Here is a 22522-nt window from a genome sequence, read left to right as displayed (position 1 = left end):
TCTATTAAACTAACTGACAGTATAGTTAATAAACATCAATACACACACTGTTGTAGTGGTTAAATGGGCGCCCGATCGTGATCTTGTTAGCGCGATGCAAGGATCGGTTTTTTGAGCCGCGTAATTGCAGAACAGTGTGATAGGAAGTAGTTATTCTCCTTTCAAAACTGATCATGCAGATAGGGGCGATTTTAACCAGCAAGGATGATCACTTATTTAATACGTTTGATATCATCATATAAGGGGCTGGCTAAACTTGTTGCAATCAAAAATAGCGCTTATTCTTTTATTATTCGAGGGCAACTATCTGAGATGAGGATCTGATGAGTGCTTTTAATCATGAAGTCGGTGAGAAACTACGCGAAATTGCTGTTTTACTCAAAACACAGCGTGCTAATCCTTTCCGCTACCAGGCCTATTTTAAGGCGGCGAATACTCTGGACAACCTCACTGAAGACCTAGATGAGCTGGTGCAGGCTAAAGGCATGAAAGGACTTACGGACCTGCCGACTATTGGTTCGGGGATTGCGCAGTGTATTTATGAATACGTCGCAACCGGTCGTATCAGCCGTCTGGAAACGCTGCAGGGAGAAGCAGATCCAATCGAATTATTCCAATTGATACCGGCCGTCGGCCGGACGCTGGCACAGCGCATTCATGACAGCCTGCATCTTGATACGCTCGAATCACTGGAAAATGCCACTCGCCATGGCCAACTTGATAAGGTTGAAGGTCTGGGGATTAAACGTAAACAAGCCATCGAAGCCTGGCTGTTAAAGCACCTTAACGAACGCCGGCAATCATTAAAACAGGGGCAACAGTCAAATCTTGTCCCGGTGCGCTTATTGTTACAAGTGGATGACCAATACCGCCGCAAAGCTACTGCCGGCAAACTGCCGCTGGTGACCCCGAAACGTTTTAATCCTGAAAATAAAGCCTGGCTACCCATATTGCACATAACTCATGAGCACTGGCATTTTACCGCACTGTTTTCGAACAGCGAGCGTGCCCACCAATTTGATCATGTTTTTGACTGGGTGATCATCCATTTTTCTGACGATAAGCGTCGGGAAGGCCAGCATACCGTGGTTACTGAAACCCATGGTTTTCTGCTTGGTAAACGGGTAGTCAGAGGCCGAGAAGCAGAATGCCAGGAATACTACCAAGCAAATCAGAAAGATTAAAATAAGCTGCTGTTAAAAAATCCCGAGCAAGGGGGTAATCAAAGTTAATCTCATGGAGTGGTAGGCATGAAAGCTTTTATTGGCTACATATGCTTTTCTTTGAGAATGTCATCTTTTTGTTTGCTGCGGTTAAAAACAGATCTAAAAAAATACTTATCGTTATAGCTTTGATTGTTATTTAATCACATATTTTTTTTTATGTTTTATTTTATATGATAGGCGTATAAATCCTTGATTTAAAATTAAAAAGGCATATCTTATAGTTATGTTTTTAGAGAATTGATACGCAAACCTGGGGAAACCCTGGGGCGCAAAGCTATAGGGCCTGTAAAATGGTAGCCAGTTGCCAAGAGTGAATAGTCACCTTTGTAATTTGTGCTGATTTTTACGTATGGCCTCCTTTGGAAGGCCATTTTTTTTGTTTTTTTTGATGAAAAAGGCAAGAATAAACTAAAAGGAAGTGACTCAGTTAATATGAAAAAATACGTTAAAGCATTTATCGCACTATCCCTGGCCGTTTTTTCCGTCAGCAGCTTTGCGGCATTCTCGGTCACTCGAACAAGTTTTGGCGTCAACCTTGACCACCCCGTGACCAAAGAGACCACCCTGATTAATTCAGGGAACAAACCGGTCAGGGTCAGGGTGGATTTTGAAAAACCCGCATGGGCTAAGGATGAATACTATCTGGGCGATCAGCTGGTGGCTTATCCGAAAATAGTGGTGATTCCGCCTAAGGGTAAAATACAAGTAAAAATAGCGCCAAGAATAAAAAAAGAGTTACAGGACGGGGAGTATGCCGCTTTGCTTGTGTTTAAAGAGATGCCTCCTCGAAACAGTAAAAGCCAGGTGACCATGCTGATGAATCTAGGGGTCCCTTACTACGGCAGAAAAGGCAAGCTTGAAACTGGAGTGGATTTTGATGCGTTACGGGTAGTGAAAACAGACACAGGCTATGACCTGCTGGGAACGGCTAAAAACACCGGGAATTTTTCCTACTCGCTTGAGATAGGCGTTAAGTTTTACAACAATAATAAACTGATAAAAGAGCAAAGCTTTAAACAGGGGTTCTATCGAGAGCATTCGTTCGAACTGAAAAAGTCAATAGAAATGGATGTAAAAGCTGACACTGTGCAGGTTGTCTTTGTTAATAAACAACTGCCTTTTTCCGAGGCGTTTGACTTTGAGCTCTAAAAGGTCCGGCGATGAATAGGGTGCTGTTTATTCTTCTTTTTTTTCTGTCAACGCCTTTACAAGCTCAATTCGAGGAAAGAGAGGGGGTGTTTTACATCAACGGCGATGCTGTAAAAGCAATAGAGCTGTCCCTTGCTCTTTCTGCCATCGATTTTGGCGATGTTTATAACGATAGCGAAGTGGACAGTGTTGTGGTGGATTTTACTGTCAATGCAGAAGACACCTATGACTATACGGTGGAGATAAGCAATGATGACAGCACCGGAGTCGTACAGATTTCACGCAGCTCAAGCGGAGGATATACAGCAGACAGTTTAACTTATACAGACACAGGCACGGGAGCATATCAGGCACATGAATTTTATGTTGACCTGGACACAGGAAATATGAGCGGGGACCTTGCCGCGACAGTCACTGTGATGGTTGCCTACAACGATATCGCACAATAATCTTCCGGCAATAGCGCGGGAAAGTTATTTATTTTAAAGTAAAACTTATATTAACTTAAAACATGGAGAGTTCAAAATGAAAAAATCATTCCTAGCAACACCAAAAAAATTATTATTAGCTACATCAATCCTAGCAATGTCATCAACAGCAATGGCTAATACATCCACCACATTAGATAACACTGTGGTATCTTCTGACATCAGTGTAGTTGCTAAGTATATAACCCCTATGACTGTTAAGCTAGATACCTCAATAATCAACTTTGGGGATGTTTACACTGATTCCGATGTTACAGTTACAAATGTTTCTGCTTACGTGACGGGTGAACTTGGAGAAACATTCACCTATTCAGTTGTAACAACAGAAAATGGCACTGCCGGATTGGTGGTGCTAACTGGAGAGACGGGTGGTAGTGGTGAGGAGTTCGATGCTGATGCAAGCACAGCAGCAGAGCTTAACTTTGCTGTTGATCTGGATACATCTAAGCTTATAGCTGATACAGATGTTTTGGAGACAATTACGGTCACTGTTGCCTATGATGCTATTGCAGACACAACCACTACAGTAGATGGTGATTATGCAGTACCAACTCCTAATGAAGCTTAATTAAGATTAAGGCAGCCTATGGCTGCCTTTTATAATCCGGCTGCACAGCAATGAACAAACTTCTATTTTTTTTACTGTTTCTCTATTCAGCATTGGTTTTTCCTCTGGAGATTGTCGGGGTGAAAAATGCTCAATTAAAAGATCTCTTTCTCTATAACGGCAGCAGGCTGGAGGTGATGCCCGAGGAGGGAGTGATTATCTATGTCAGTGGCACCGCAAATAAAAGGGTAAAGCTAGAGATTAAGGCCACCGGCGCTACCTATCTAACCCCAGGGGCCAGAATCACAAATCTTAGGGCTAAAAATCCGATTATAAGGCTAGATAAATATGGCGAAGGCCAGTTTGAAATAGGGTTTTATCTGCTGGGGGAAAAAAACGTCAGCGGTCAACACAGAAAACAGATTGACTATGAGATTGAATATATAGACTGATTCAGTTTATGCTTGTGTTCAACCCATTTAACTCTTTATTTAATTAGATTAACCTATCCATTAGCGGGATTTTATTGGCTAACTCAGACCAGATTAACACTATAAGGCAGGTTCCGGTTTGAATATAACTCCTTGTCCACTTTTCTCTGAGCAATTCAGAATCCGGCTATCCGCAAAAAAAATGCTTGCCAGCAAAACATCCCCATTTTTTGACTCTTTATTAAAAACCCTCTGCGACCGTGATTATTACCAAGTTAAAAAACCAATCACAGGGCATCCTCAAAACTCGAACATTCATGCGTTTCAATCTATGGTCGGGCTTTCTGTGCTCACTCTGGAGAGAAGGTAATGCAAAAAAGAGTGGCATGGCTAATTCTATCCAGCCTGCTTTTTTGTTATTCGGCTTTTTCCGGCACGCAGGATGAATATTTTGAAAATATGATCACCCTTCGAGTGGGCAGCAACCTGCAGCAGGAATTCGTTGAGGTAATGAGCGACTATGACGGCGGCATCTACCTGGATATAGAAGACTTTTTGGTGCTTACCGAGCTCACTGAATATACCAAGCTTTCCATCGACCAGGAAAAAATCACGCTGCTGATGGCGGGAAGGCTGTTTCCCGACGGGCAAAAGCGGCAAATAACAGCAGAGTTAAAAAATCTCAACAGTATAGAAAGTGATGGTAGGCTGTATATTGATAAAGAGTCGATCGGTGAGCTTCTCCCATTAAAGGGAGTTAAGTGGATAGCGGAAAAATATACTCTGGTAATATCACCGGATTTCATCCTGCCTCTGGATAACAGGGTAAGCGCCGAAAGAAGAAAGCGGCAAATAGAAGCGGAAAAAAACAGCAAAGAAGCCACACCGGATAACGATCTGTTTATGAAAGCGGACCGCAGGCTAATTGACCTTGGCATGCTTAAGCTCAGGTATGACATAGATGATATGAGTGATTATTTTAAAGAGGAGGAGACAAAGGGAGATCTGGAAATAGAGTACAGCTCTCAGCTGCTCTACGGCGATTTTAATATCAGGCAGAATCTTTACGCCAATGGAGAACTACAGGATATCAGCCTGAAATATCCCTATCTGCTTAAGGATAAAACGGTCACTATTGGGGATACCTATGTAACGGGAAATGATATTCTGGGTTATAACAGTAAGATTCGCGGAATATCGGTCAGTGACAATGGCTACAGCGTCCAGCGTTCAGGCAGGGAGCTTACTATCAGGGGAGAGGCGGCCAAGAACTCAACGGTTGAAATCTATCAAAATGGCAAAATTGCCGACTATCAGAGCGTGGACGGCAAGGAGTACGTGTTTACCCTAGAGATGAGAAGTCAACAAGATGCGTTCAAGATAAAAATATATGACCGAAACGGTGTCCTTATTAAGGAGAAGATGGTCAATGTGATGGCGGGAAATGATTTTCTCTCGCAGGGGAAGTGGGACTACAATTTTTTCTACGGACAAAACTCGCAGGATGAAAACCGCGCCCTGGATGATTTTAAATCCGGTATCTCCCACGGCTTGACCAACAATCTTACTTACTCTTTCGATTACTACGATACCAAAAATGAAGATAAGCTGTATCGATACGCAAAGCACCAGACACGCTACCGTTTTTCGACTTTAGCGGTGCCTTTACTGGTAAATTTTTCCTATTATGATTCTCTTCAAGACAGCAGCGAGGGTTATATAACCGAATTGGAAACCGAGCTTTTCTCCCATCAATTGAATTACACTTATGAGCTGTACAGTAATCTGCTGGCTGAGGATGAAAATAGGGACAGCTATCAGGAAGCCGAGATAAGCGGGGATTATGGCAGAAGCGATTATTTTGTCCGCTTTTCAACTAAAAATTACGAGGGCAGAACAAATGACGTATACGATACGGGATTAAGCTATGATATTACCAAAAATATTCGAATGGATTGGGATCTTGGGAAAACCGTCATAAAAGATGATGAGCGAAGTTCTAATTACACCGGAGGAATCGGTTTTGATGCCAGCCGGGGAAATTTTTCCTACAGCTTGAATGCCGGATATAATGAGGGAAGAGATCCGAAGTGGAGGTATACGGCCAAGCTGAGAAAGAGACTCGCTAAGGGCAGTAAATACTCCTACGATTTTGATGTCAGTTATGATAAAAATGCGCTTTTCAGCTTCGGAATCGGTTTTGAGTACAAATTTAATGCGTTTTTAAAGATGGACTATGACTACAGCAGCGAAAGAGATCAGATGCACAAGGTTGGCGGCAGCTTTGAAAAGGTCATTAACCTGAAAAAACCCTTCGCGGCAAACAGTGCCAAAGATTCTGACCATGGTTATATAGAAGGCTCTGTTTTTATAGATAAAAATGGTAATGGGACAAAAGAGAGTGATGAAGAAGCGCTTGCCGATGTGGGAGTTGCTATAGGTGAAAATAAGGTCAAGACCGATAAAGACGGGCTGTTTTACCTTTCGAATGTCTCTCCCTATCGAAAAAATAAGTTACGTTACGATTATTCAGGCACCATGATTGATCCCACTCTCAGGGCGGATGATACTAAGGAAGTAGAGCTGATCCCCGCATCGGGTAAAAAAATAGGTGAAGGACTTGTGCCTCTGTCCCTGATCATGGGCTCCATCTCCCTGCCGGCAGTAGAGAAGAAAATAAAGAAAAAGTTTTTCAGCTATGCGGAGATAATAGTTGAAAAAGATGGTGCCTATTACCGCAGTATAAAACCTGAATACGACGGTTTTTATGTTGTTCAGGACCTGCAGCCGGGCAAATACACCCTGACAATAAATTACCTTGGAAGTGAACAAATCACGCTTGAAAAGGATCACCTTAAAGTCAAGGTTAGCTCAGGAGAGACAGGGGATTTCTACGAGGGAATTGATTTTATAGTGACAAACATTGAAGCTAAAAAGGTTGATAGGATTTTTCATGATTCGGAAAATAGTGACGGCATTGTTTCCAACTGATTTTTTAAAAAAAGGTAAAACTTTAGGCGTGATTTGTTATTTTTTACATTAGCTTATAAAACGCGAAAATAATGACAATCGAGTGTGAAGTTTTCAGTATAGTTTAAAAACATCCAATTAATAATTGACCTTGTCTCTGGATAATGGCCTAATCTGTTTCCATTGATTCACCTGTTGATTTGAATATGAAGCGATTTGTCACCTTAATCTTGATGCTCACTACACTGTTAACTTTCACTCAGAAAGCCACGGCGTTTGCACCTTTATTAGAAAGTGAGATGACTGTAATGCTCAACTGTCCAATGTCCACGGGTTTAAACACCGCACAGATGGAGATGAGTCAAGCCGATTGTACTAGTGATGGAATGCCTCATAGCATGGATTGCCAAAACGATTGTGATTTTATGACGGTCAACTCGGTGCTTCATTTTATCGCTGATGATCACGCCTTTAATCAAACCGAATTACAACTTACTTACCAAACAGGCAGTTCTGCCGCCCCTTATTACCTTCCTGAATCTTTATATCGTCCACCCCTGTTAGGTTAACTGTTTTTTGTTCAGTTTTTGCTGAACCAAGGCTTTGATTTTTAGCGCATTAATTTGCCTCTTTATCAAAAAACAGATTAATTTATTTTTACCGAACTCCTGTCTTTAAAATTTATTGTTGTTCTTTTTCGGATAAAACAAATGAATTGGCAATACACAGGAGTGCTGTAATAAAGGAAAGTGATGATGAAAATCACCTCTGGTGTTTTATTAAAAAAACGTTTTACTGTGAATACGCTATTTAACAGCCTGTTTAGTTTGACGTTTTTGCTTAGTTTTAATCTTTTTGCACAAAGCATTAGTCTTTATGATGCTGAGCAGATAGCGATTAAATCCGACCCCGCGCAGCAAATCTATCAATCTCAACAAGCTGCATTGATTGCACAGGGTATTGCCGGATCTACGCTCGCCGATCCGATGATCAAGATGGGTATGGCTAACGTACCGACGGACAGTTTTCAATTAGACCAAGATCCCATGACCCAAATCAGCGTTGGTTTATCACAACAATTTAGTCGTGGTTCGCAGCGTCAATTGACTCAGGAAGGCTTTAATCAACGCGCTGATATGACGGTTTTTCAGGGCCTCGATCGGCAGTTAAAGGTTAAAAAAAGCGTCCGTGAGCTGTGGCTTAAAATATTATTTATCGATAAATCATTAGCAATAGTAAAAGAAAATAAAAAACTCTTTTCAGGTTTTTACCGAGATTTGCAGGCGAAATTTTCTTTAGGGCTCACGGAAAACGAAGATTTAATTTTTGCGGAAATTGAGATTAGCAAATTTGATGAAAAAATTGCCGCGTTAAATCAGCAATCGCTTAATTATCGCAGTTTGTTAAGCGAGTATATCGGCGAATATGCCTATCAGACACTGCCGAGTGCAATACCGCAATGGCCGGAAACCTTGTCCTATGTAAAGTCGGTAAATGGCAAAAATAACCAACATTATGAATTGCTTAATCGCCACCCGAAAGCCCAAATGTTAGTGCAGAGTATTACACTGGCGGATAACGGTATCGCACTTGCTGAGCAGAATTACAAACCCAGTTTTAAGTTGGAGGTAGGTTACGGACATCGCTTAAGTGAGACCGATATGGGGGAACCAAGGGCGGATCTGCTGAGCGCTTTTGTGTCTATGGATATTCCCTTATTTACTGAAAAACGTCAGGATCAAAAACTTATCTCTGCACAATATACCAAAGGACAGAAGCAGGCTGAACATCGTTTGTTACTGCGCCAGCTTAATGCCTTATTAAATGCTGAAATCAGTAATTATCAGCAACTTCAAGCGCGTCAAGCTCGATACCAGGATACTCTCCTGAAACAGGCGAAACTACATGCCAGACTGTTAGAGCAAAGTTATCAATCTAATACGCGGCCTTTCAAAGAGGTTATTGATGCCTACATCCATGAGCAGAACCTGACTTTAGAATATCAACAACTGTATTTCGATGGCCTGAAAAGCCTGTCTAACATCCGTTATTTCCAGGCCCTTTAATAGGAAAATATTATGCGTTACTTTTTAGTTTTAATGGTTGGTTTAGTGGTGGGGATTGTCGCGGCCAATAATCAGCAAATCAATAGCTTGTTTACTACAACAGAAAAAACAGCAGAGCCGGATATTTTGTATTGGGTTGCCCCGATGGATGCCAATTATCAGCGAGACAAACCGGGAAAATCACCGATGGGCATGGATTTAGTGCCTGTTTATGCACAAAAAAGTGCCCAAGCTGAAAAAGCCGAACCTAAAATTTTATATTGGGTGGCGCCGATGGATGCCAATTATCAACGTGACAAACCGGGTAAATCGCCAATGGGCATGGATTTAGTCGCTGTTTATGAGGAAGTCGGTGGCGAGTCTGAAACGGGCGTAGTTAAAATCTCACCGACGGTTGAAAATAATCTTGGCGTGCGTACCGGAAAGGTGGTTAATGCGCCATTAAATATTGCAATTAAGACATTAGGCACAGTACAGGCCAATGAGAATGCGCTGTGGCAAATCAATAGCCGCGTATCGGGATGGATTGAAAAACTATATGTTAAATCCGTGGGCGTTGAAGTTAAAAAAGGGCAGCCACTGTTTGATCTTTATTCCCCGGAGTTGGTCAAAGCACAGGAATCATTATTTAATGCGATTAGCTTAAATCGCAGCAATTTAATTAGTTCGTCAAAAGCGCGTTTACAGGCATTAGGAGTAAGTAAGGATCAAATTGAAAATATCATAAAAAATAAAAAAGTATTACAAAATATCACCGTCTTCGCGCCGCAAAAAGGCACTATTTCCGAGCTTAAATTAAATGAAGGCGCGTTTATTTCGCCTTCTACCGTGGTGATCACCGCGGTTAATTTAGATACAGTTTGGGTGGACGTTGAAGTGTTTGCCGGACAAGTATCATTAGTTAAGCTCGGCGATTTAGCCTTCATGACCTTAGATTATTTTCCGGGGCAGAAATGGGAGGGGCAGGTTGATTTTATCTACCCGGAAATGAACGCCAGTAATCGTACCCTGCGGGTTCGTCTGCAATTTGATAATCCCACTGCGTTATTAAAACCGAATATGTTTGCCAGTGTCACGCTGATCCCGCAAATGAAGCAAAGCACACTGCAGATTCCTCGGGAAGCGGTCATTTATGCCGGTAACATGAATCGCGTCGTATTAGCCTTAGGTGAGGGTAAGTTTAAATCTGTGCTGGTTAATTTAGGGCTGGAAAACAAAAAATCGGTGGAAGTTTTGTCGGGTTTAAGTGAAGGGCAGGAAATAGTCACCTCGGCGCAATTTTTATTGGATTCTGAGTCCAGCATCAGTGCCGATTTTGGGCGTATGTTAGAGATTGATAAAAACAAACAGGCACAGCCTGAGTTAGATTCGAGCAACGAAGATGAGGATCTGGATTGGCTCGATTTGAGTGACCAGTCTGATTTCGGCTTGCCGGGACAAAATGCTTCAGGACCCGCTGCTAGTAAGGTGACCTTATGATTGCAAAAGTGATAAATTGGTCAATTAAAAACCGTATTCTGGTTTTGTTGATAACCTTTGTGATTGTCGCTTACGGAGTGTTCTCTGTTCAGAAAACACCGATTGACGCCATTCCGGATCTCAGTGATGTGCAGGTTATTATTAAAACCAGCTATCCCGGACAAGCGCCACAGGTGGTTGAGGATCAGGTCACTTACCCCTTAACCACTGCGATGTTATCGGTGCCGGGCGCAAAAACCGTGCGTGGTTATTCGTTTTTTGGTGACTCCTACGTGTATATCATCTTTGATGATAATACCGACATGTATTGGGCGCGTTCCCGTGTTTTGGAATATTTATCGCAAGTTGCCCCAGATTTACCCGAGGCGGCACGCTCGGCGTTAGGGCCCGATGCAACGGGCGTAGGCTGGATCTTTAGTTACGCACTGGTGGACAAAAGCGGAAAACATGATTTAAGTGAACTAACCAGTTTACAGAATTGGTTTTTAAAGTTTGAACTGCAGACTGTCCCGGGAGTCTCGGAAGTGGCGACCGTCGGTGGTATGGTCAAGCAGTATCAAGTGCGTGTTGATCCTAACAAATTACGTGCTTATAACCTGCCACTTAACAAAATCACTAATGCCATTCAACAAGCCAATCAGGAGAGTGGCGCCAGCGTGATTGAGATGGGGGAAGCTGAGTATATGGTGCGCACTTCCGGTTATATTTCATCCATTGCTGATCTCAAAGCTATTCCATTACAAGTCAATGCACAAGGTACACCGCTTTTATTAGGGGATGTGGCGACCATCAATTTAGGTCCGCAAATGCGCCGCGGTATTACCGAGCTGAACGGTGAAGGTGAAGTGGTCAGTGGCGTGATCGTAATGCGCTTTGGCGAGAATGCACAGGGCGTCATTGCGGCGGTGAAAGACAAACTGAAAACGCTGCAAAAAAGTTTGCCGGATGGGGTGGAAATCATTCCGACCTATGATCGCTCTGAATTAATTAACAGTGCCGTGAAGAACCTTTATTATAAATTACTCGAAGAGTTTATTGTGGTGATTTTGGTCTGTGCTGCTTTTCTGTTTCACTTTCGTTCATCATTAGTGGTGCTGTTAAGCCTGCCCGTGGGTATCTTTGTCGCCTTTATTATTATGTCGTGGCAGGGTATTAATGCCAATATCATGTCATTAGGGGGAATCGCGATTGCCATTGGCGCAATGGTGGATGGTGCGATAGTGATGATCGAAAACGTCCATAAACACATGGAAAAAACCGAGCTTACCGATCAAAATCGCTGGCAGGTGATAAGCAAAGCAACGCTTGAGGTTGGCCCTGCGCTGTTTTTCTCATTGCTGATTATTACTTTCAGTTTCTTACCGGTTTTTGCCCTGGAGGGACAGTCGGGCAAGATGTTTTCACCGCTGGCATTCACCAAAACCTATGCGATGGCGGCTTCTGCGGGGCTGGCAATCACATTAATTCCGGTTTTAATGGGCTATTTTATTCGCGGTAAAGTATTACCTGAGCATAAAAACCCCTTAAACCGTTTTCTGGTGGCTTTATATAAACCTGTGCTGGCCTTTAGTTTACGCTTTCCAATATTAGCCATCAGCTTTGCCTTTCTGGTGTTAGTGGTTGGCTTTTATCCGGTGAGTAAAATCGGCAGCGAGTTTATTCCACCGCTGGATGAAGGCGATTTAATGTATATGCCGACCACTTATCCGGGCATTTCTATCGGTAAAGCGCGCGAGTTATTACAGCAAACCAATAAACTGATAAAAACCTTGCCGGAAGTGAAAACCGTGTGGGGAAAAATAGGACGCGCGGAAACCGCGACCGATCCGGCACCCTTAACCATGATTGAAACGACTATCCAATTTATACCTAAGGATCAATGGCGCGCGGGTTTTACCAAAAAAATGCTGATTGATGAACTCGATAATCTGATTCAATTCCCAGGACTCACTAATGCCTGGGTGATGCCAATTAAAACGCGAATCGATATGCTGGCAACGGGCATTAAAACGCCTATTGGTATCAAAATAGCCGGTGCGGATTTAGGTGAAATTGAAAAAATCGGCAAGCAGATTGAGACCATTCTAAAAGATGTCGAGGGTACTGCATCGGTGTACGCAGAGCGGGTAACGGGCGGCCGTTATGTAAAAGTCGATATCGACCGTCAAAAGGCCGGGCGTTATGGGCTTAATATTGCTGAAATACAGCAGCTGGTTGCCGTGGCGATTGGCGGTAAAAATATCACCGAAACCATTGAAGGATTAGAGCGTTATCCGGTCAACTTACGTTATCCGAATGATTATCGCGATTCGGTCAGTGCACTAAAACGTCTGCCGATTGTGACCCCAAGCAAAATGAATATCAGTTTAAGTGATGTGGCTGATGTTTATATTGAAGCGGGCGCTCCGATGATAAAAACAGAAAACGCGCGTCTTAATGGTTGGATTTATGTGGATATCGAAAACGTTGATTTGGGATCCTACGTTAAAGATGCACAGCGGATTGTGAATGAGCAAATAATCTTACCAGGCGGATATTCACTGGTCTGGTCCGGGCAATATGAATATATGGAAAAAGCCAATGCACGTTTGGCAAAAGTGATTCCGGTGACCTTGGTTATTATCGTTATTCTGCTGTATTTAGCCTTCCGCCGAGTGGGAGAAGTCTTGCTGATTTTATCCACACTGCCCTTTGCATTAATGGGGGGGATTTGGTTGATGTTCTTGCTTGATTTTCACTTCTCGGTTGCCGTCGGGGTCGGTTTTATCGCACTGGCAGGGGTGTCGATAGAAATTGGCGTGATAATGCTTTTGTATTTAAACCAATCATTAGAAGCTAAAAAAAATCTGCGTCTTGAGCATTTTAATGTCAATGATTTAAAAGAAGCGGTAATAGAAGGTGCCGGGTTACGTGTACGGCCTGTGATGATGACCGTGGCCGTTGTGGTGATGGGCTTAGTTCCTATTATGTATGGCGATGGTACGGGATCATCGGTTATGCAGCGCATCGCGACACCGATGATAGGCGGTATGGTCAGTGCTGTTATTTTGACCCTGCTTATTTTACCTGCGGTGTATTTTCAATGGAAAAAAATCAGTCTGCGTAAGCAATTTAATATGAAATAACAGCAACATGTTGAATCATCTTTTATCAAAAAGGATGATTCATCTTATTAATCGTTAACACAACTAAATGATTTAAAAGGAAAGTAAATATGAACATTAAAAAAAGCAAAATAGCATTAGCACTGGGTGCTTTATTATTTTTATCTGCGCCGCTTTCAAGCGCATTTGCTGATCAAAAGCACAATGACGTTGAAATGGCGGAGATGGGGGACACTATGGCGTTTATTAAAAGTGAACTGCGCGGTTATGTCCAAGGGGTTAAAAGTGATGATGCGCAGAGAATGCAGCAGCACCTTAATAAGCTATTAAGCTTAAGTGCGATGCCAGCTAATCAACCAGCAGCTAGTATGGGTCATGAGCAGATGGGAATGTCTGAAGTGGAGCATGCAAATATGGAGCAGGATGATATGGCCATGGATCACAGCGGCATGTCTAATGGCGATATGGAGATAGATAGTGCAGATCATGATATATCGACAATGGAAGGCATGAGTTCTGCAGAACATCAGCATATGCTTTATATGCAGGGTATTACCGGGCTTAATGATCTGTTTAAGCAGTTAGATAAAGCGCAGGACAAAACTGAAATAAAATTTATTTTGGGTGAAATTAAAGCGCAGCTTAAAAAGAATCAGTAATTATTCGGTTGAGAATGTAATTAATTTGGCAAAGTATCTATTTAAGCGCTGCTTTTTATTTCGCTCGCTCTTATCAAAAAGTTTAAGTGAATGAGATATAAAAGCAGTTATGCAAAAGCAAAGACAATGAAATACACAAAGCTCTGGCGTTCCGCGCCTGGCTTTAACTAACACCAAAAGAACTAAAAGGGTGATCACCTAATTAATCCTTTTGGTATAAAAAAGAAATGAGGTAAAAATGAAATTTTTTAAAATTGCAGCAATATTAACTTTGGCTTTAATAAGTAATTTAGCGAACGCTCATTCGGGGCTGAAACATTCAATGCCGAAAAATGGCGCGATGATAAATATGCCTCCTGAAGACTTGATGCTTGAATTCACTATGCCAGTAAAATTGGTCAAAGTGCAACTAACGGATCAGTCTGGAGAAGCGATTAAAGTGATTAATAAACCCAGTAAAAACTTTGAAATTTCCTTTAATCTCGCCTTGCCTATGCTTGATGCAGGCAGTTATAAAGTTAAGTGGATAGCAATGGGCAAAGATGCGCATAAAATGAAAGGTGACTTTACCTTCATGGTGCATGCCTCTGAGATGCAAAAAATGCCCGACAGTTCGAATGGCCCTAATCATAGTAATGATTAGTTGAGGTGCTTATGATGGAAATGACGCTTTGGGGCTACATTTGGGATTATTGCAATATGGCCTCCAAATTATTGATTTATTTGGGAGTCGCCGCGGCGATTGGTGGCCCTTTTATAGCCGCTTTGATAAGTCCTTCGGTGAATAAGAAGCCGATTATTCATTATATTGTGATCAATAGTACTTTAGGTTTTATCGCGGTCATTGTTAACTTTTTCATTCGAGTGGGTGCTTTTTCTGAAACCGGATTATCAGGTATGTTTGATCCTGATATGGTCAATTTTCTTTGGCAAAGTACGGTGGGTGATTCTGTTTTATGGCGTTTGCTCGCATTTACGCTTTTAGGTTTTGCCTTAATTTTTGGCAATCTTAATGTACGCTATGAAAAGTTTAGTTTAAAACATGCAATATTTATATTCTTGTATCTAACGGCGACCTTTAGCTTTGCCTATTCATTTACCTTTGTTGGCCATAGTGCTGATATTGGCGGGGTGGCTAAGTGGTTGGTCGGTTTTCACGTTGTGGCGATGGCTTGGTGGATAGGTGCGCTATATCCTCTATGGATTAGTTGTAAGTTATTGCAACCCCCCAGTCTGTGTAAGTTAATGGAATTATTTGGTAAAATTGCGATGTTTATGGTCGGCTTATTAATCGCTTGTGGAATAGGTTTGTTATTTTTATTTTTTGCCAATCCGCTAGAATTATTCAGCACCCAATATGGCCAAGCCATAGTGCTCAAACTCATCTTTGTCGTTAGTCTTTTATTGATTGCCGCTTACCATAAGTATCATCTTGTAGAAGAAGTACAAGAAGAAGCATGTTGCCACAAACTACAAAAATCAATCAGGAATGAAATGCTCATTGCAGTAATAATTTTAGCCATTACCGCTCTGCTATCCTATGCTTTAGGGCCAGTGTCCTTAAGTTAAATTAAAAATAGGCAATATTATGAATAAATTTAAAATACTTATTATCACTGTTTCTCTCTTTGCAGGCAGTGCACTTGCAGCGGGAATGACCTTATACAAATCGCCCTATTGCGGTTGCTGTAAAGCCTGGGCTAAACATGTAGAACAAGCCGGTTTTGAGGTGACAATAATAGAGCAAGCCAATAATAATCAGCTGCACAAAGAAAATGGAATTACACAAAATCTTGCATCTTGTCATAGCGCAATAATAGAAGGTTATGTGATAGAAGGGCATGTCCCGGTTGCTGATATCCAACGTTTATTAAAAGAGAAGCCTGCCATTACAGGTTTAGCTGTTCCGGGAATGCCTGCTTCATCTCCTGGCATGGACGTACCTGGCAATACGGATCCCTATCAAGTAATTGCTTTTAGTAAAGACGGGGGGAAATCTGTGTATAGCGAATATAACTTTCCCGTGGAAGAGTGATTTTTGAACTGCTTCTTTTATAATACCGCGCTTAGTGCGCTATTTTTATAAAATAAAGTTGTCACTCTAAAATCGGAGTCTATTGCATTCTATGTCGCGCTTAATTTACAAATTCATCAATAATGGGACAATTTGGCTGTTCATCTCCACAACATTTTAGGGTGATGTTTTTTAAACTTTCCAGTAGTGCTTGTTCTCTATTTATTTTTGTTTGTAATTCTTCTATTTTTTGAGAGAGAAGTGCTTTTACATAGGCACTTCTTCTATCACTATTTTCAGCTAATACTAATAATTTTTTACTTTCTTTTAAACTAAAGCCTGCGTCTTTGGTTTTTTTTATAAAATGTAGTCGTTTGATTAAAGCACTTGGATAATAGCGGTAATCATTTTCACCACGAGGGGGTGGATTGGTTAAACCTATCTGTTCGTAATAACGGATAGATTTTACAGATAAACCCGTTACTTGGGCTGCTTGGCTGATAGTTAGCATGACTAAAGCTCCTTTGTATTTTTTAAATACTTATTTTGAGACTTTAACAAAATACAATTAATCTATTCACTATTCACTATTCACTATTCACTATTTGTGTTTGGTGCTTCTAGGCGGTGGTCGACTGCAACAAGATGGCTTATGTTTGATATTGTCCAGCATATTTTGCTCAACGAATTTATAATAACCTTCTTTAAAATGGTTCCACCAACCCCCTGATAGTTCTGCACCGTGCTTAACGACAACGAGTTTGATGGCATCTAAATTTATATGAGTTACATCATAAGCTATGTGTAGTAGGCCGTTTTTATTATCAAGAGTTACGTTATCAATGCCAACAGCTTGATCTATTTCTGAGATGATTTTAGCCCGATTAAATTCCGTTAGCCCTTTTAGTTGAAGTTTTCTAATAACTAAATTAACTTCAGTAACACCTACTCGGTGCTTGGGATTGTCCATGATTTCCTCCTCAATATTTATGTTGGCCGCACTTTTAAAACTTAACATTGGCAATATATTTACTCAACGACGAGATAACCTTTGTACATTTGCATTTGACAGTGAAATACATATTTCCCTTTTTCCATTATGGGGAGTGCAATTTCAATGGTTTTGTTTAAGGGTAATTCTTCACTTATTTCAAAATCAGGAAAGATTACCGTTGCCGCACAGGGGCTGGGATCTTTACGTGTAAATTTAAGTGTCGTGCCAGTGAGCGTGCTTAGTGCTATTGTTGATGGTTGATAAACACCATCCTGCACAATAATACTTATCTCTCCATTGCTTTTATTTGCTGACATTTTTCGCTCGTTCTTCGCAGTGTAAAGCCAAAACCACCAGACAATTAAAAAAATCAAAGCGATTCCAACCAAGTTAATAATCAACATCATATTCTCCTAGTGATCTTGTGGTTTAAAAAAACGTAAACGGTTAGCATTACTGACCACGGTTAAAGATGAAAATGCCATTGCCGCGCCTGCAATAACAGGATTAAGTAACAGTCCAAAGAAGGGGAATAAAATTCCCGCGGCGAGCGGTACACCTGCCGCGTTATAAATAAAGGCACCCACTAGATTTTGTTTAATATTACGCAAGGTGGCTTTACTCACGGATATTGCATCGGCAAGACCATGCAAAGAGCCGCGCATTAATGTTATATCTGCACTTTCTATCGCCACATCGGTCCCTGTCCCAATTGCAAAACCAACATTGGCCAGCGCAAGCGCCGGCGCATCGTTAATGCCGTCGCCTGTCATACCGACTATTTCACCTTGAGCCTGTAATTCAGCTACTTTTTTTGATTTGTCTGCGGGAGCTACTTCAGCAAAATAATCTGTTATACCTACTTTTTGTGCCACCGCTTTTGCCGTCGCCTGATTATCACCGGTGAGCATGACTACCCTAATACCCTCTTTTTGTAAGCGTTTGATAGCCGAAATAGAATCTTCTTTTATCGGATCGGCAACGGCGATAAGCGCGGCTAAATCACCGTCAATAGCGAAAAACATGGGGGTTTTAGCCTCGCCTGCCATTTTCAGGCTCACATCCTGAGCTTCTTTATTAATACTGATGCCTTGCTCAAGCATTAGTTTTTGATTGCCAAAAAATAAACCTTTATCGCCAACGGTCCCCTCTACGCCTTGGCCTGCAATAGCGTTAAAATGTTCGACTTTATCTGTTTTTAAGCCTCGTTCATTTGCGGATTCTACAATAGCTTGTGCCAGTGGATGTTCAGAGCCAATTTCTAAACTTGCGGCTAATTGCAAGATCTGATCTTCGTCCATTGAATTAACGCGATAAATATCAGTTACTTTAGGCTCACCTAAGGTAATAGTGCCGGTTTTATCCAGAACCATAGTAGTTATTTTTGAAGCGTTTTGCAGGGCTTCGCCATTGCGAATAAGGATGCCAGCTTCCGCCGCTTTACCCACACCAACCATCACCGACATTGGTGTTGCCAAGCCTAATGCGCATGGGCAGGCAATAATAAGTACGGTTGTTGCCGATACAACGGCAAATGCAATGCTGGGTTCCGGGCCAAAGTTTAACCAGACCAAGGCACTGGTAATTGAAATAATCATAATAACGGGGACAAAATAAGAAGCGATAATATCAGCTAATCGTCCGATCGGAGGTTTAGAGTTTTGTGCTCGTTTAACCATCTTAATTATTTGTGCGAGCGCGGTATCTTTGCCGACGCGAGTCGCTTTAAAAATAATGGATCCACTTTTATTGATCGAGCCGGCAACAATCTCATCACCTGGTGATTTTTTTACCGGCATCGGCTCGCCAGTTAGCATCGACTCATCAATGGTTGTTTTTCCTTCGTTAACTATGCCATCAACAGGGATACATTCACCGGGACGAACGCGAACCAGATCATCTAATAAGACTTGTTCAATGGTTATATCAATATCTTTGCCATCACGAATAACGCGTGCGGTTTTCGGCTGTAAGCCAATTAATCTTTGTATCGCTTCGCTAGTACGACCACGCGCTTTGACTTCAAGCGCTAGGCCTAAATTAATTAAACCAATGATCATTGCGGTCGCTTCAAAATAGACATGTCTTGCCATTTCAGGTAAAGCCAGCGGATAAATAACGACAATCATTGAATATAACCATGCAGTGCCAGTCCCTAATGCAATTAAAGTATCCATATTTGCATTGTGATTAACAAAAGATTTCCATGCACCGATATAAAAATGTTTACCTGCAAAATACATGACGGCCGCACAGATAAGGCCTATGACCAACCAAACACCCCGTTCTATGGGGGAATTAACGGTCATCGGTCCACCCAAAAGACCATATGCCATTAACGGGACACCTAAGCCTAAACCGATCCACACTTGCAATATTAGTTTCCGATAATACTTTTGATCCGCTTTCTCTTTTTCATCGAGTAGCTTCTCGTCACTGGCATTGTCTGTACTTTTAGCATTATACCCAGCCGCTTCAATGGTTTTTATTAGCGTTTCTGTATCAACATCACCGGTAATAGAAGCGGTTCTGAGAGCAAAATTTATTTGCGCTTGTTGAACATCAGGTAGCGCATTTAAGGCTTTTTCTATCTTACCGACGCAGCTTGCGCAGGTCACTCCCTCTAAAAGTAACTCTTGTGTTTTTGCTTGGGAGTCATGAGGAGCTTTAATTGTCGGAGAGGGGGGAGCCACTGACTGACCGTTATTCAATGCATCGTCTTCGAGTGGTAACGCTGTTTTGTAGCCTTTTTGTTCAATTAAAATCAGAATAGATTTTACCGTATCATCATAATCTACACTATCATCAATAGTGAATTCTGCACTCTTAGCTGCAAAACTGACATCAGCATTAATTCCTTCTATTGCATTTAGTGCTGTTTGTAATCGACTCGCACAACCCGTGCAGGCCATACCATCTATAGGTAATTTTAAGCTTGCGGATAAAGACATACAACCTCCTTAATTGAGTTTTGACTGTAACCTTAAGAACAAGCTTAGTCATTACTCTAAGGGGAGGGTCAAGCTGAGAGGGAGATATATTTAAATTATTTATAACGTTTTTTAAATTTATCTAAATGGCAAAATTTTTCTAAAAATAAATTCACAGAGCCGCTTATCTCGTTATTGTTTGGACTTGACCAGAATAATTCAGATACAAGACACAACATTAATGACTTTATTTCGCATTATAGTGATATTAGTAATTGAAATACTGTAGATTTATGCGCTTATCATCGCGTTTCATCAGAACCAGTTGATAAATTTGACTATCATTTCCCGTGTTTCTTAATTGGTTAATTGGTTAAAACGGTTATAACAGTTCCCCTCAAGCTGAGTGTTGGCTTTTAAAGGATAAATATGAGAATTTCAGTAAAACAATTAAAAGATTACCCCTGGATACTACGGCCTTTCTTTTGGAATCAAAAAAGAAAATATGGGGCAATCCTTCAGCCAGGCCTACTTTGGGCAAGAGTACCTAAGTTGTTTGCAGCAGTCGCTGTGCTTTATGGCACTCTGGACAGAAAAAACTCCCCGCTGAGTCCCGTTTTACGTTCATTGGTGACAGTAAGAGTGTCGCAAATCAATTGGTGCCGTTTCTGCGTTGATATCAATTCTGCTACTCTGGCCAAACGCTCAGGCTCTATGGAAAAAGTAGAAAAACTTGCGCAATGGAAAGAAAGCGATATCTTCGACGAGAAAGAGAAGGTAGTTCTTGAATATACGGACGCTATTACTTATTCAGATCAACAAGTGACAGGCGAATTGATGCAGAGGTTAAAGGAGCTCTTTAAGGAAGACATTATTGTGGAATTAACTGGGCTGATTGCTTTTCAAAATTTATCCAGCAAATTCAACGGCGCGTTAGATGTTCCCCCTCAAGGTTTCTGTGAGCTTCCCGCTGATAATTCCGATAATCATGGTTAACAATCACATGCAACGGGCAGCTGTAGTTGCTCCGTTCGGACTTTATTAGTGTGCTTTCCCTTAGGTTTTTTATCATTTAGGGTTCAAAAACAGTCAGGGGCATTTGCGAGTAGCAAATTTAATGGGCCCGGTTTCCCAAGTAAGACTTTAGTTACCTTGGGAAAATAGTTAGGTTTGGACACAAAATAAATTTGCACAACGTATCTAAAAATTGAGATTCAAAGATAAAGTATCAGCTTATTATAAAAATAGACAACAGGCTGGCATAACCGCGACTCGGATAACTTCCTTACTAATCATAAAACCGAAAAAAATCACCTTTATTTCAGGTGATCACCCTTTATAAATTCACTTAAGAAAATCAAGTAATATTGAGCATTAGATAACTCGTAAAATATAAGCTGGCAAGGAAAGTTAGCAGCAAAACTAATCTGCCGAATAAAACTTAAAAACCATTGATTGACCCTCCCCCTTGGTAATGGCCTATTATATTTTCACTTAAAAAATGACGGCCTTTACACCTCTATTCGAAAATGAAATATCTTCAATGGTGGATTGTCCAATGTTTATAGGTTTAAATTAATCAGCAAGGAAAAATAGTCTGAACTAGTAGCCGTTGTGCACTTAGGTTATGAGTTTGGCCTGCAATTTATGCCATATACTGGCGTGTTATAGAAAATAGAAAAATACTATTGGGAAAAGTGCCGATCTACGCCGAGTTGGAAGACAGAATACACAGAGAAATCGATGGTAAATTGAAATAACATACTGATTTTAATCAATAAGATAACCATTCAACAAGGGATGTTAATATGAAAAAGACAATTCTATTATTACTATTGAGCCTATTGCCAAGCCTAAGTTTTGCAGGGGATCATCACGACGACGGCGATCATCATGACAGTGCTATGAGTGTCGGGATACCTGGTCATTCTGCCGATGTTAACCGAACTATCGTGGTAGAAATGGGCGATAATATGCGTTTTTCTCCGAGTCAGATTAAAGTTGAAGTAGGGGAAACGATCCGTTTTTCTGTTAAAAACACAGGTCAATTGCAACATGAATTAGTCATCGGTAATACTGAAGAACTTAAAGAACACGCAGAGAAGATGCGTAAAACATCTGCTATGCAACATCAAGAGCCTAATATGGTCAGTCTTAAAGGTGGGAAAACAGGCGATCTTATATGGAAATTCAGTCAAGCCGGTAGCGTTGATTTTGCTTGTTTACAACCGGGGCATTTTGAAGCCGGAATGAAGGGCAAGGTTGAAGTAAAGTAATTTAACGCGCTATCAAGCTGAATTATACCGAGCAGATAAATCCAGAAAAATTGGCAAGTATTAGAACATCGGACTTGGCTTAGCGATAACACCATCTATCGCCAAAGTGCATAGTCGGAGTGAATGGAATTTGCTCTGCAAATAACCGAAGCATTTTTTCATTTACGATAAATATAAATAAAGTTAAAG

20 protein-coding genes and 1 riboswitch are annotated in these 22522 nt (G+C 41.2%); of the genes, 16 read left to right on the top strand and 4 right to left on the bottom strand.

Annotated elements, in window-relative coordinates:
* The first annotated feature begins 323 nt into the window (after positions 1-323).
* The 14 genes from ACJAZP_RS11005 (at position 324) to ACJAZP_RS10940 (ending at position 16154) form a co-directional block, all read left to right on the top strand.
* Positions 324-1184 (top strand): DNA-binding protein, encoded by an 861-nt coding sequence (locus ACJAZP_RS11005; protein ID WP_415230790.1) that lies wholly within the window; start codon positions 324-326, stop codon positions 1182-1184.
* A gap of 275 nt (positions 1185-1459) precedes the next feature.
* A riboswitch (cyclic di-GMP riboswitch) is annotated at positions 1460-1535 on the top strand.
* A gap of 123 nt (positions 1536-1658) precedes the next feature.
* A complete protein-coding gene (locus ACJAZP_RS11000; RefSeq protein ID WP_415230789.1) occupies positions 1659-2375 on the top strand; it encodes a molecular chaperone in 717 nt (238 codons plus the stop codon).
* An 11-nt stretch (positions 2376-2386) separates the two neighbouring features.
* Positions 2387-2824, top strand: coding sequence for a hypothetical protein (locus ACJAZP_RS10995; RefSeq protein ID WP_415230788.1), 438 nt, complete (start codon positions 2387-2389; stop codon positions 2822-2824).
* A gap of 76 nt (positions 2825-2900) precedes the next feature.
* Positions 2901-3431, top strand: a complete 531-nt coding sequence (locus ACJAZP_RS10990) for a hypothetical protein (protein ID WP_415230787.1) — start codon at positions 2901-2903, stop codon at positions 3429-3431.
* A 50-nt stretch (positions 3432-3481) separates the two neighbouring features.
* Entirely contained in the window at positions 3482-3862 is a 381-nt protein-coding gene (locus ACJAZP_RS10985) for a hypothetical protein (RefSeq protein WP_415230786.1), read from the top strand.
* 348 nt (positions 3863-4210) lie between these two features.
* Entirely contained in the window at positions 4211-6832 is a 2622-nt protein-coding gene (locus ACJAZP_RS10980; RefSeq protein ID WP_415230785.1) for a hypothetical protein, read from the top strand.
* A 185-nt stretch (positions 6833-7017) separates the two neighbouring features.
* On the top strand, positions 7018-7380 hold the full coding sequence (locus ACJAZP_RS10975) for a hypothetical protein (protein WP_415230784.1): 363 nt from the start codon (positions 7018-7020) through the stop codon (positions 7378-7380).
* Between the two features lie 186 nt (positions 7381-7566).
* Positions 7567-8877 carry a TolC family protein gene (locus ACJAZP_RS10970; RefSeq protein WP_415230783.1) on the top strand — a complete coding sequence of 437 codons (1311 nt, stop codon included), beginning with the start codon at positions 7567-7569 and terminating at the stop codon, positions 8875-8877.
* A 12-nt stretch (positions 8878-8889) separates the two neighbouring features.
* A complete protein-coding gene (locus tag ACJAZP_RS10965; protein ID WP_415230782.1) occupies positions 8890-10356 on the top strand; it encodes an efflux RND transporter periplasmic adaptor subunit in 1467 nt (488 codons plus the stop codon).
* A complete protein-coding gene (locus ACJAZP_RS10960) occupies positions 10353-13481 on the top strand; it encodes an efflux RND transporter permease subunit (protein WP_415230781.1) in 3129 nt (1042 codons plus the stop codon). Before ACJAZP_RS10965 ends, ACJAZP_RS10960 begins: the two co-directional genes overlap by 4 nt.
* Before the next feature lie 89 nt (positions 13482-13570).
* Positions 13571-14119: a hypothetical protein gene (locus ACJAZP_RS10955; RefSeq protein WP_415230780.1), complete on the top strand. Its 549-nt coding sequence runs from the start codon at positions 13571-13573 to the stop codon at positions 14117-14119.
* Positions 14120-14357: 238 nt separating this feature from the next.
* Positions 14358-14762, top strand: a complete 405-nt coding sequence (locus ACJAZP_RS10950) for a copper resistance CopC family protein (protein ID WP_415230779.1) — start codon at positions 14358-14360, stop codon at positions 14760-14762.
* Between the two features lie 56 nt (positions 14763-14818).
* Positions 14819-15688 carry a copper resistance D family protein gene (locus tag ACJAZP_RS10945; RefSeq protein WP_415230778.1) on the top strand — a complete coding sequence of 290 codons (870 nt, stop codon included), beginning with the start codon at positions 14819-14821 and terminating at the stop codon, positions 15686-15688.
* Between the two features lie 19 nt (positions 15689-15707).
* A complete protein-coding gene (locus ACJAZP_RS10940) occupies positions 15708-16154 on the top strand; it encodes a DUF411 domain-containing protein (RefSeq protein WP_415230777.1) in 447 nt (148 codons plus the stop codon).
* Between the two features lie 100 nt (positions 16155-16254).
* On the opposite strand, the gene ACJAZP_RS10935 is transcribed toward ACJAZP_RS10940, so the two are convergent.
* The 4 genes from ACJAZP_RS10935 to ACJAZP_RS10920 all read right to left on the bottom strand — a co-directional run bounded on the left by ACJAZP_RS10935 (position 16255) and on the right by ACJAZP_RS10920 (position 20078).
* Positions 16255-16644, bottom strand: coding sequence for a MerR family transcriptional regulator (locus ACJAZP_RS10935; RefSeq protein ID WP_415230776.1), 390 nt, complete (start codon positions 16642-16644; stop codon positions 16255-16257).
* Between the two features lie 90 nt (positions 16645-16734).
* Positions 16735-17103: a cation transporter gene (locus tag ACJAZP_RS10930; RefSeq protein ID WP_415230775.1), complete on the bottom strand. Its 369-nt coding sequence runs from the start codon at positions 17101-17103 to the stop codon at positions 16735-16737.
* 59 nt (positions 17104-17162) lie between these two features.
* A complete protein-coding gene (locus ACJAZP_RS10925; protein ID WP_415230812.1) occupies positions 17163-17531 on the bottom strand; it encodes a cupredoxin domain-containing protein in 369 nt (122 codons plus the stop codon).
* 9 nt (positions 17532-17540) lie between these two features.
* Positions 17541-20078, bottom strand: a complete 2538-nt coding sequence (locus ACJAZP_RS10920; RefSeq protein ID WP_415230774.1) for a heavy metal translocating P-type ATPase — start codon at positions 20076-20078, stop codon at positions 17541-17543.
* Between the two features lie 408 nt (positions 20079-20486).
* Between ACJAZP_RS10920 and ACJAZP_RS10915 the strand changes: the two genes are divergently transcribed.
* Together ACJAZP_RS10915 and ACJAZP_RS10910 are read left to right on the top strand one after the other, a co-directional pair.
* Positions 20487-21053 (top strand): carboxymuconolactone decarboxylase family protein, encoded by a 567-nt coding sequence (locus tag ACJAZP_RS10915; RefSeq protein ID WP_415230773.1) that lies wholly within the window; start codon positions 20487-20489, stop codon positions 21051-21053.
* Positions 21054-21865: 812 nt separating this feature from the next.
* A complete protein-coding gene (locus tag ACJAZP_RS10910; protein ID WP_415230772.1) occupies positions 21866-22333 on the top strand; it encodes a plastocyanin/azurin family copper-binding protein in 468 nt (155 codons plus the stop codon).
* Positions 22334-22522: the final 189 nt, after the last annotated feature.

This window comes from Psychromonas sp., assembly GCF_047632955.1.
GTDB lineage: Bacteria > Pseudomonadota > Gammaproteobacteria > Enterobacterales > Psychromonadaceae > Psychromonas.
The sequence above is the reverse complement of the archived record's forward strand: the minus strand, read 5'-3'. Positions and strand labels throughout refer to the sequence as shown.

Bases quoted from the DNA above. Each gene is read 5' to 3' on its own strand.
- ACJAZP_RS10915 (WP_415230773.1), top strand. From the start codon at position 20,487: ATGAGAATTTCAGTAAAACAATTAAAAGATTACCCCTGGATACTACGG.
- ACJAZP_RS10935 (WP_415230776.1), bottom strand. From the start codon at position 16,644: ATGCTAACTATCAGCCAAGCAGCCCAAGTAACGGGTTTATCTGTAAAA.
- ACJAZP_RS10955 (WP_415230780.1), top strand. From the start codon at position 13,571: ATGAACATTAAAAAAAGCAAAATAGCATTAGCACTGGGTGCTTTATTA.
- ACJAZP_RS10930 (WP_415230775.1), bottom strand. From the start codon at position 17,103: ATGGACAATCCCAAGCACCGAGTAGGTGTTACTGAAGTTAATTTAGTT.
- ACJAZP_RS11000 (WP_415230789.1), top strand. From the start codon at position 1,659: ATGAAAAAATACGTTAAAGCATTTATCGCACTATCCCTGGCCGTTTTT.
- ACJAZP_RS10920 (WP_415230774.1), bottom strand. From the start codon at position 20,078: ATGTCTTTATCCGCAAGCTTAAAATTACCTATAGATGGTATGGCCTGC.
- ACJAZP_RS10925 (WP_415230812.1), bottom strand. From the start codon at position 17,531: ATGTTGATTATTAACTTGGTTGGAATCGCTTTGATTTTTTTAATTGTC.
- ACJAZP_RS10995 (WP_415230788.1), top strand. From the start codon at position 2,387: ATGAATAGGGTGCTGTTTATTCTTCTTTTTTTTCTGTCAACGCCTTTA.
- ACJAZP_RS10980 (WP_415230785.1), top strand. From the start codon at position 4,211: ATGCAAAAAAGAGTGGCATGGCTAATTCTATCCAGCCTGCTTTTTTGT.
- ACJAZP_RS11005 (WP_415230790.1), top strand. From the start codon at position 324: ATGAGTGCTTTTAATCATGAAGTCGGTGAGAAACTACGCGAAATTGCT.
- ACJAZP_RS10975 (WP_415230784.1), top strand. From the start codon at position 7,018: ATGAAGCGATTTGTCACCTTAATCTTGATGCTCACTACACTGTTAACT.
- ACJAZP_RS10950 (WP_415230779.1), top strand. From the start codon at position 14,358: ATGAAATTTTTTAAAATTGCAGCAATATTAACTTTGGCTTTAATAAGT.
- ACJAZP_RS10985 (WP_415230786.1), top strand. From the start codon at position 3,482: ATGAACAAACTTCTATTTTTTTTACTGTTTCTCTATTCAGCATTGGTT.
- ACJAZP_RS10910 (WP_415230772.1), top strand. From the start codon at position 21,866: ATGAAAAAGACAATTCTATTATTACTATTGAGCCTATTGCCAAGCCTA.
- ACJAZP_RS10990 (WP_415230787.1), top strand. From the start codon at position 2,901: ATGAAAAAATCATTCCTAGCAACACCAAAAAAATTATTATTAGCTACA.
- ACJAZP_RS10965 (WP_415230782.1), top strand. From the start codon at position 8,890: ATGCGTTACTTTTTAGTTTTAATGGTTGGTTTAGTGGTGGGGATTGTC.
- ACJAZP_RS10945 (WP_415230778.1), top strand. From the start codon at position 14,819: ATGGCCTCCAAATTATTGATTTATTTGGGAGTCGCCGCGGCGATTGGT.
- ACJAZP_RS10970 (WP_415230783.1), top strand. From the start codon at position 7,567: ATGAAAATCACCTCTGGTGTTTTATTAAAAAAACGTTTTACTGTGAAT.
- ACJAZP_RS10940 (WP_415230777.1), top strand. From the start codon at position 15,708: ATGAATAAATTTAAAATACTTATTATCACTGTTTCTCTCTTTGCAGGC.
- ACJAZP_RS10960 (WP_415230781.1), top strand. From the start codon at position 10,353: ATGATTGCAAAAGTGATAAATTGGTCAATTAAAAACCGTATTCTGGTT.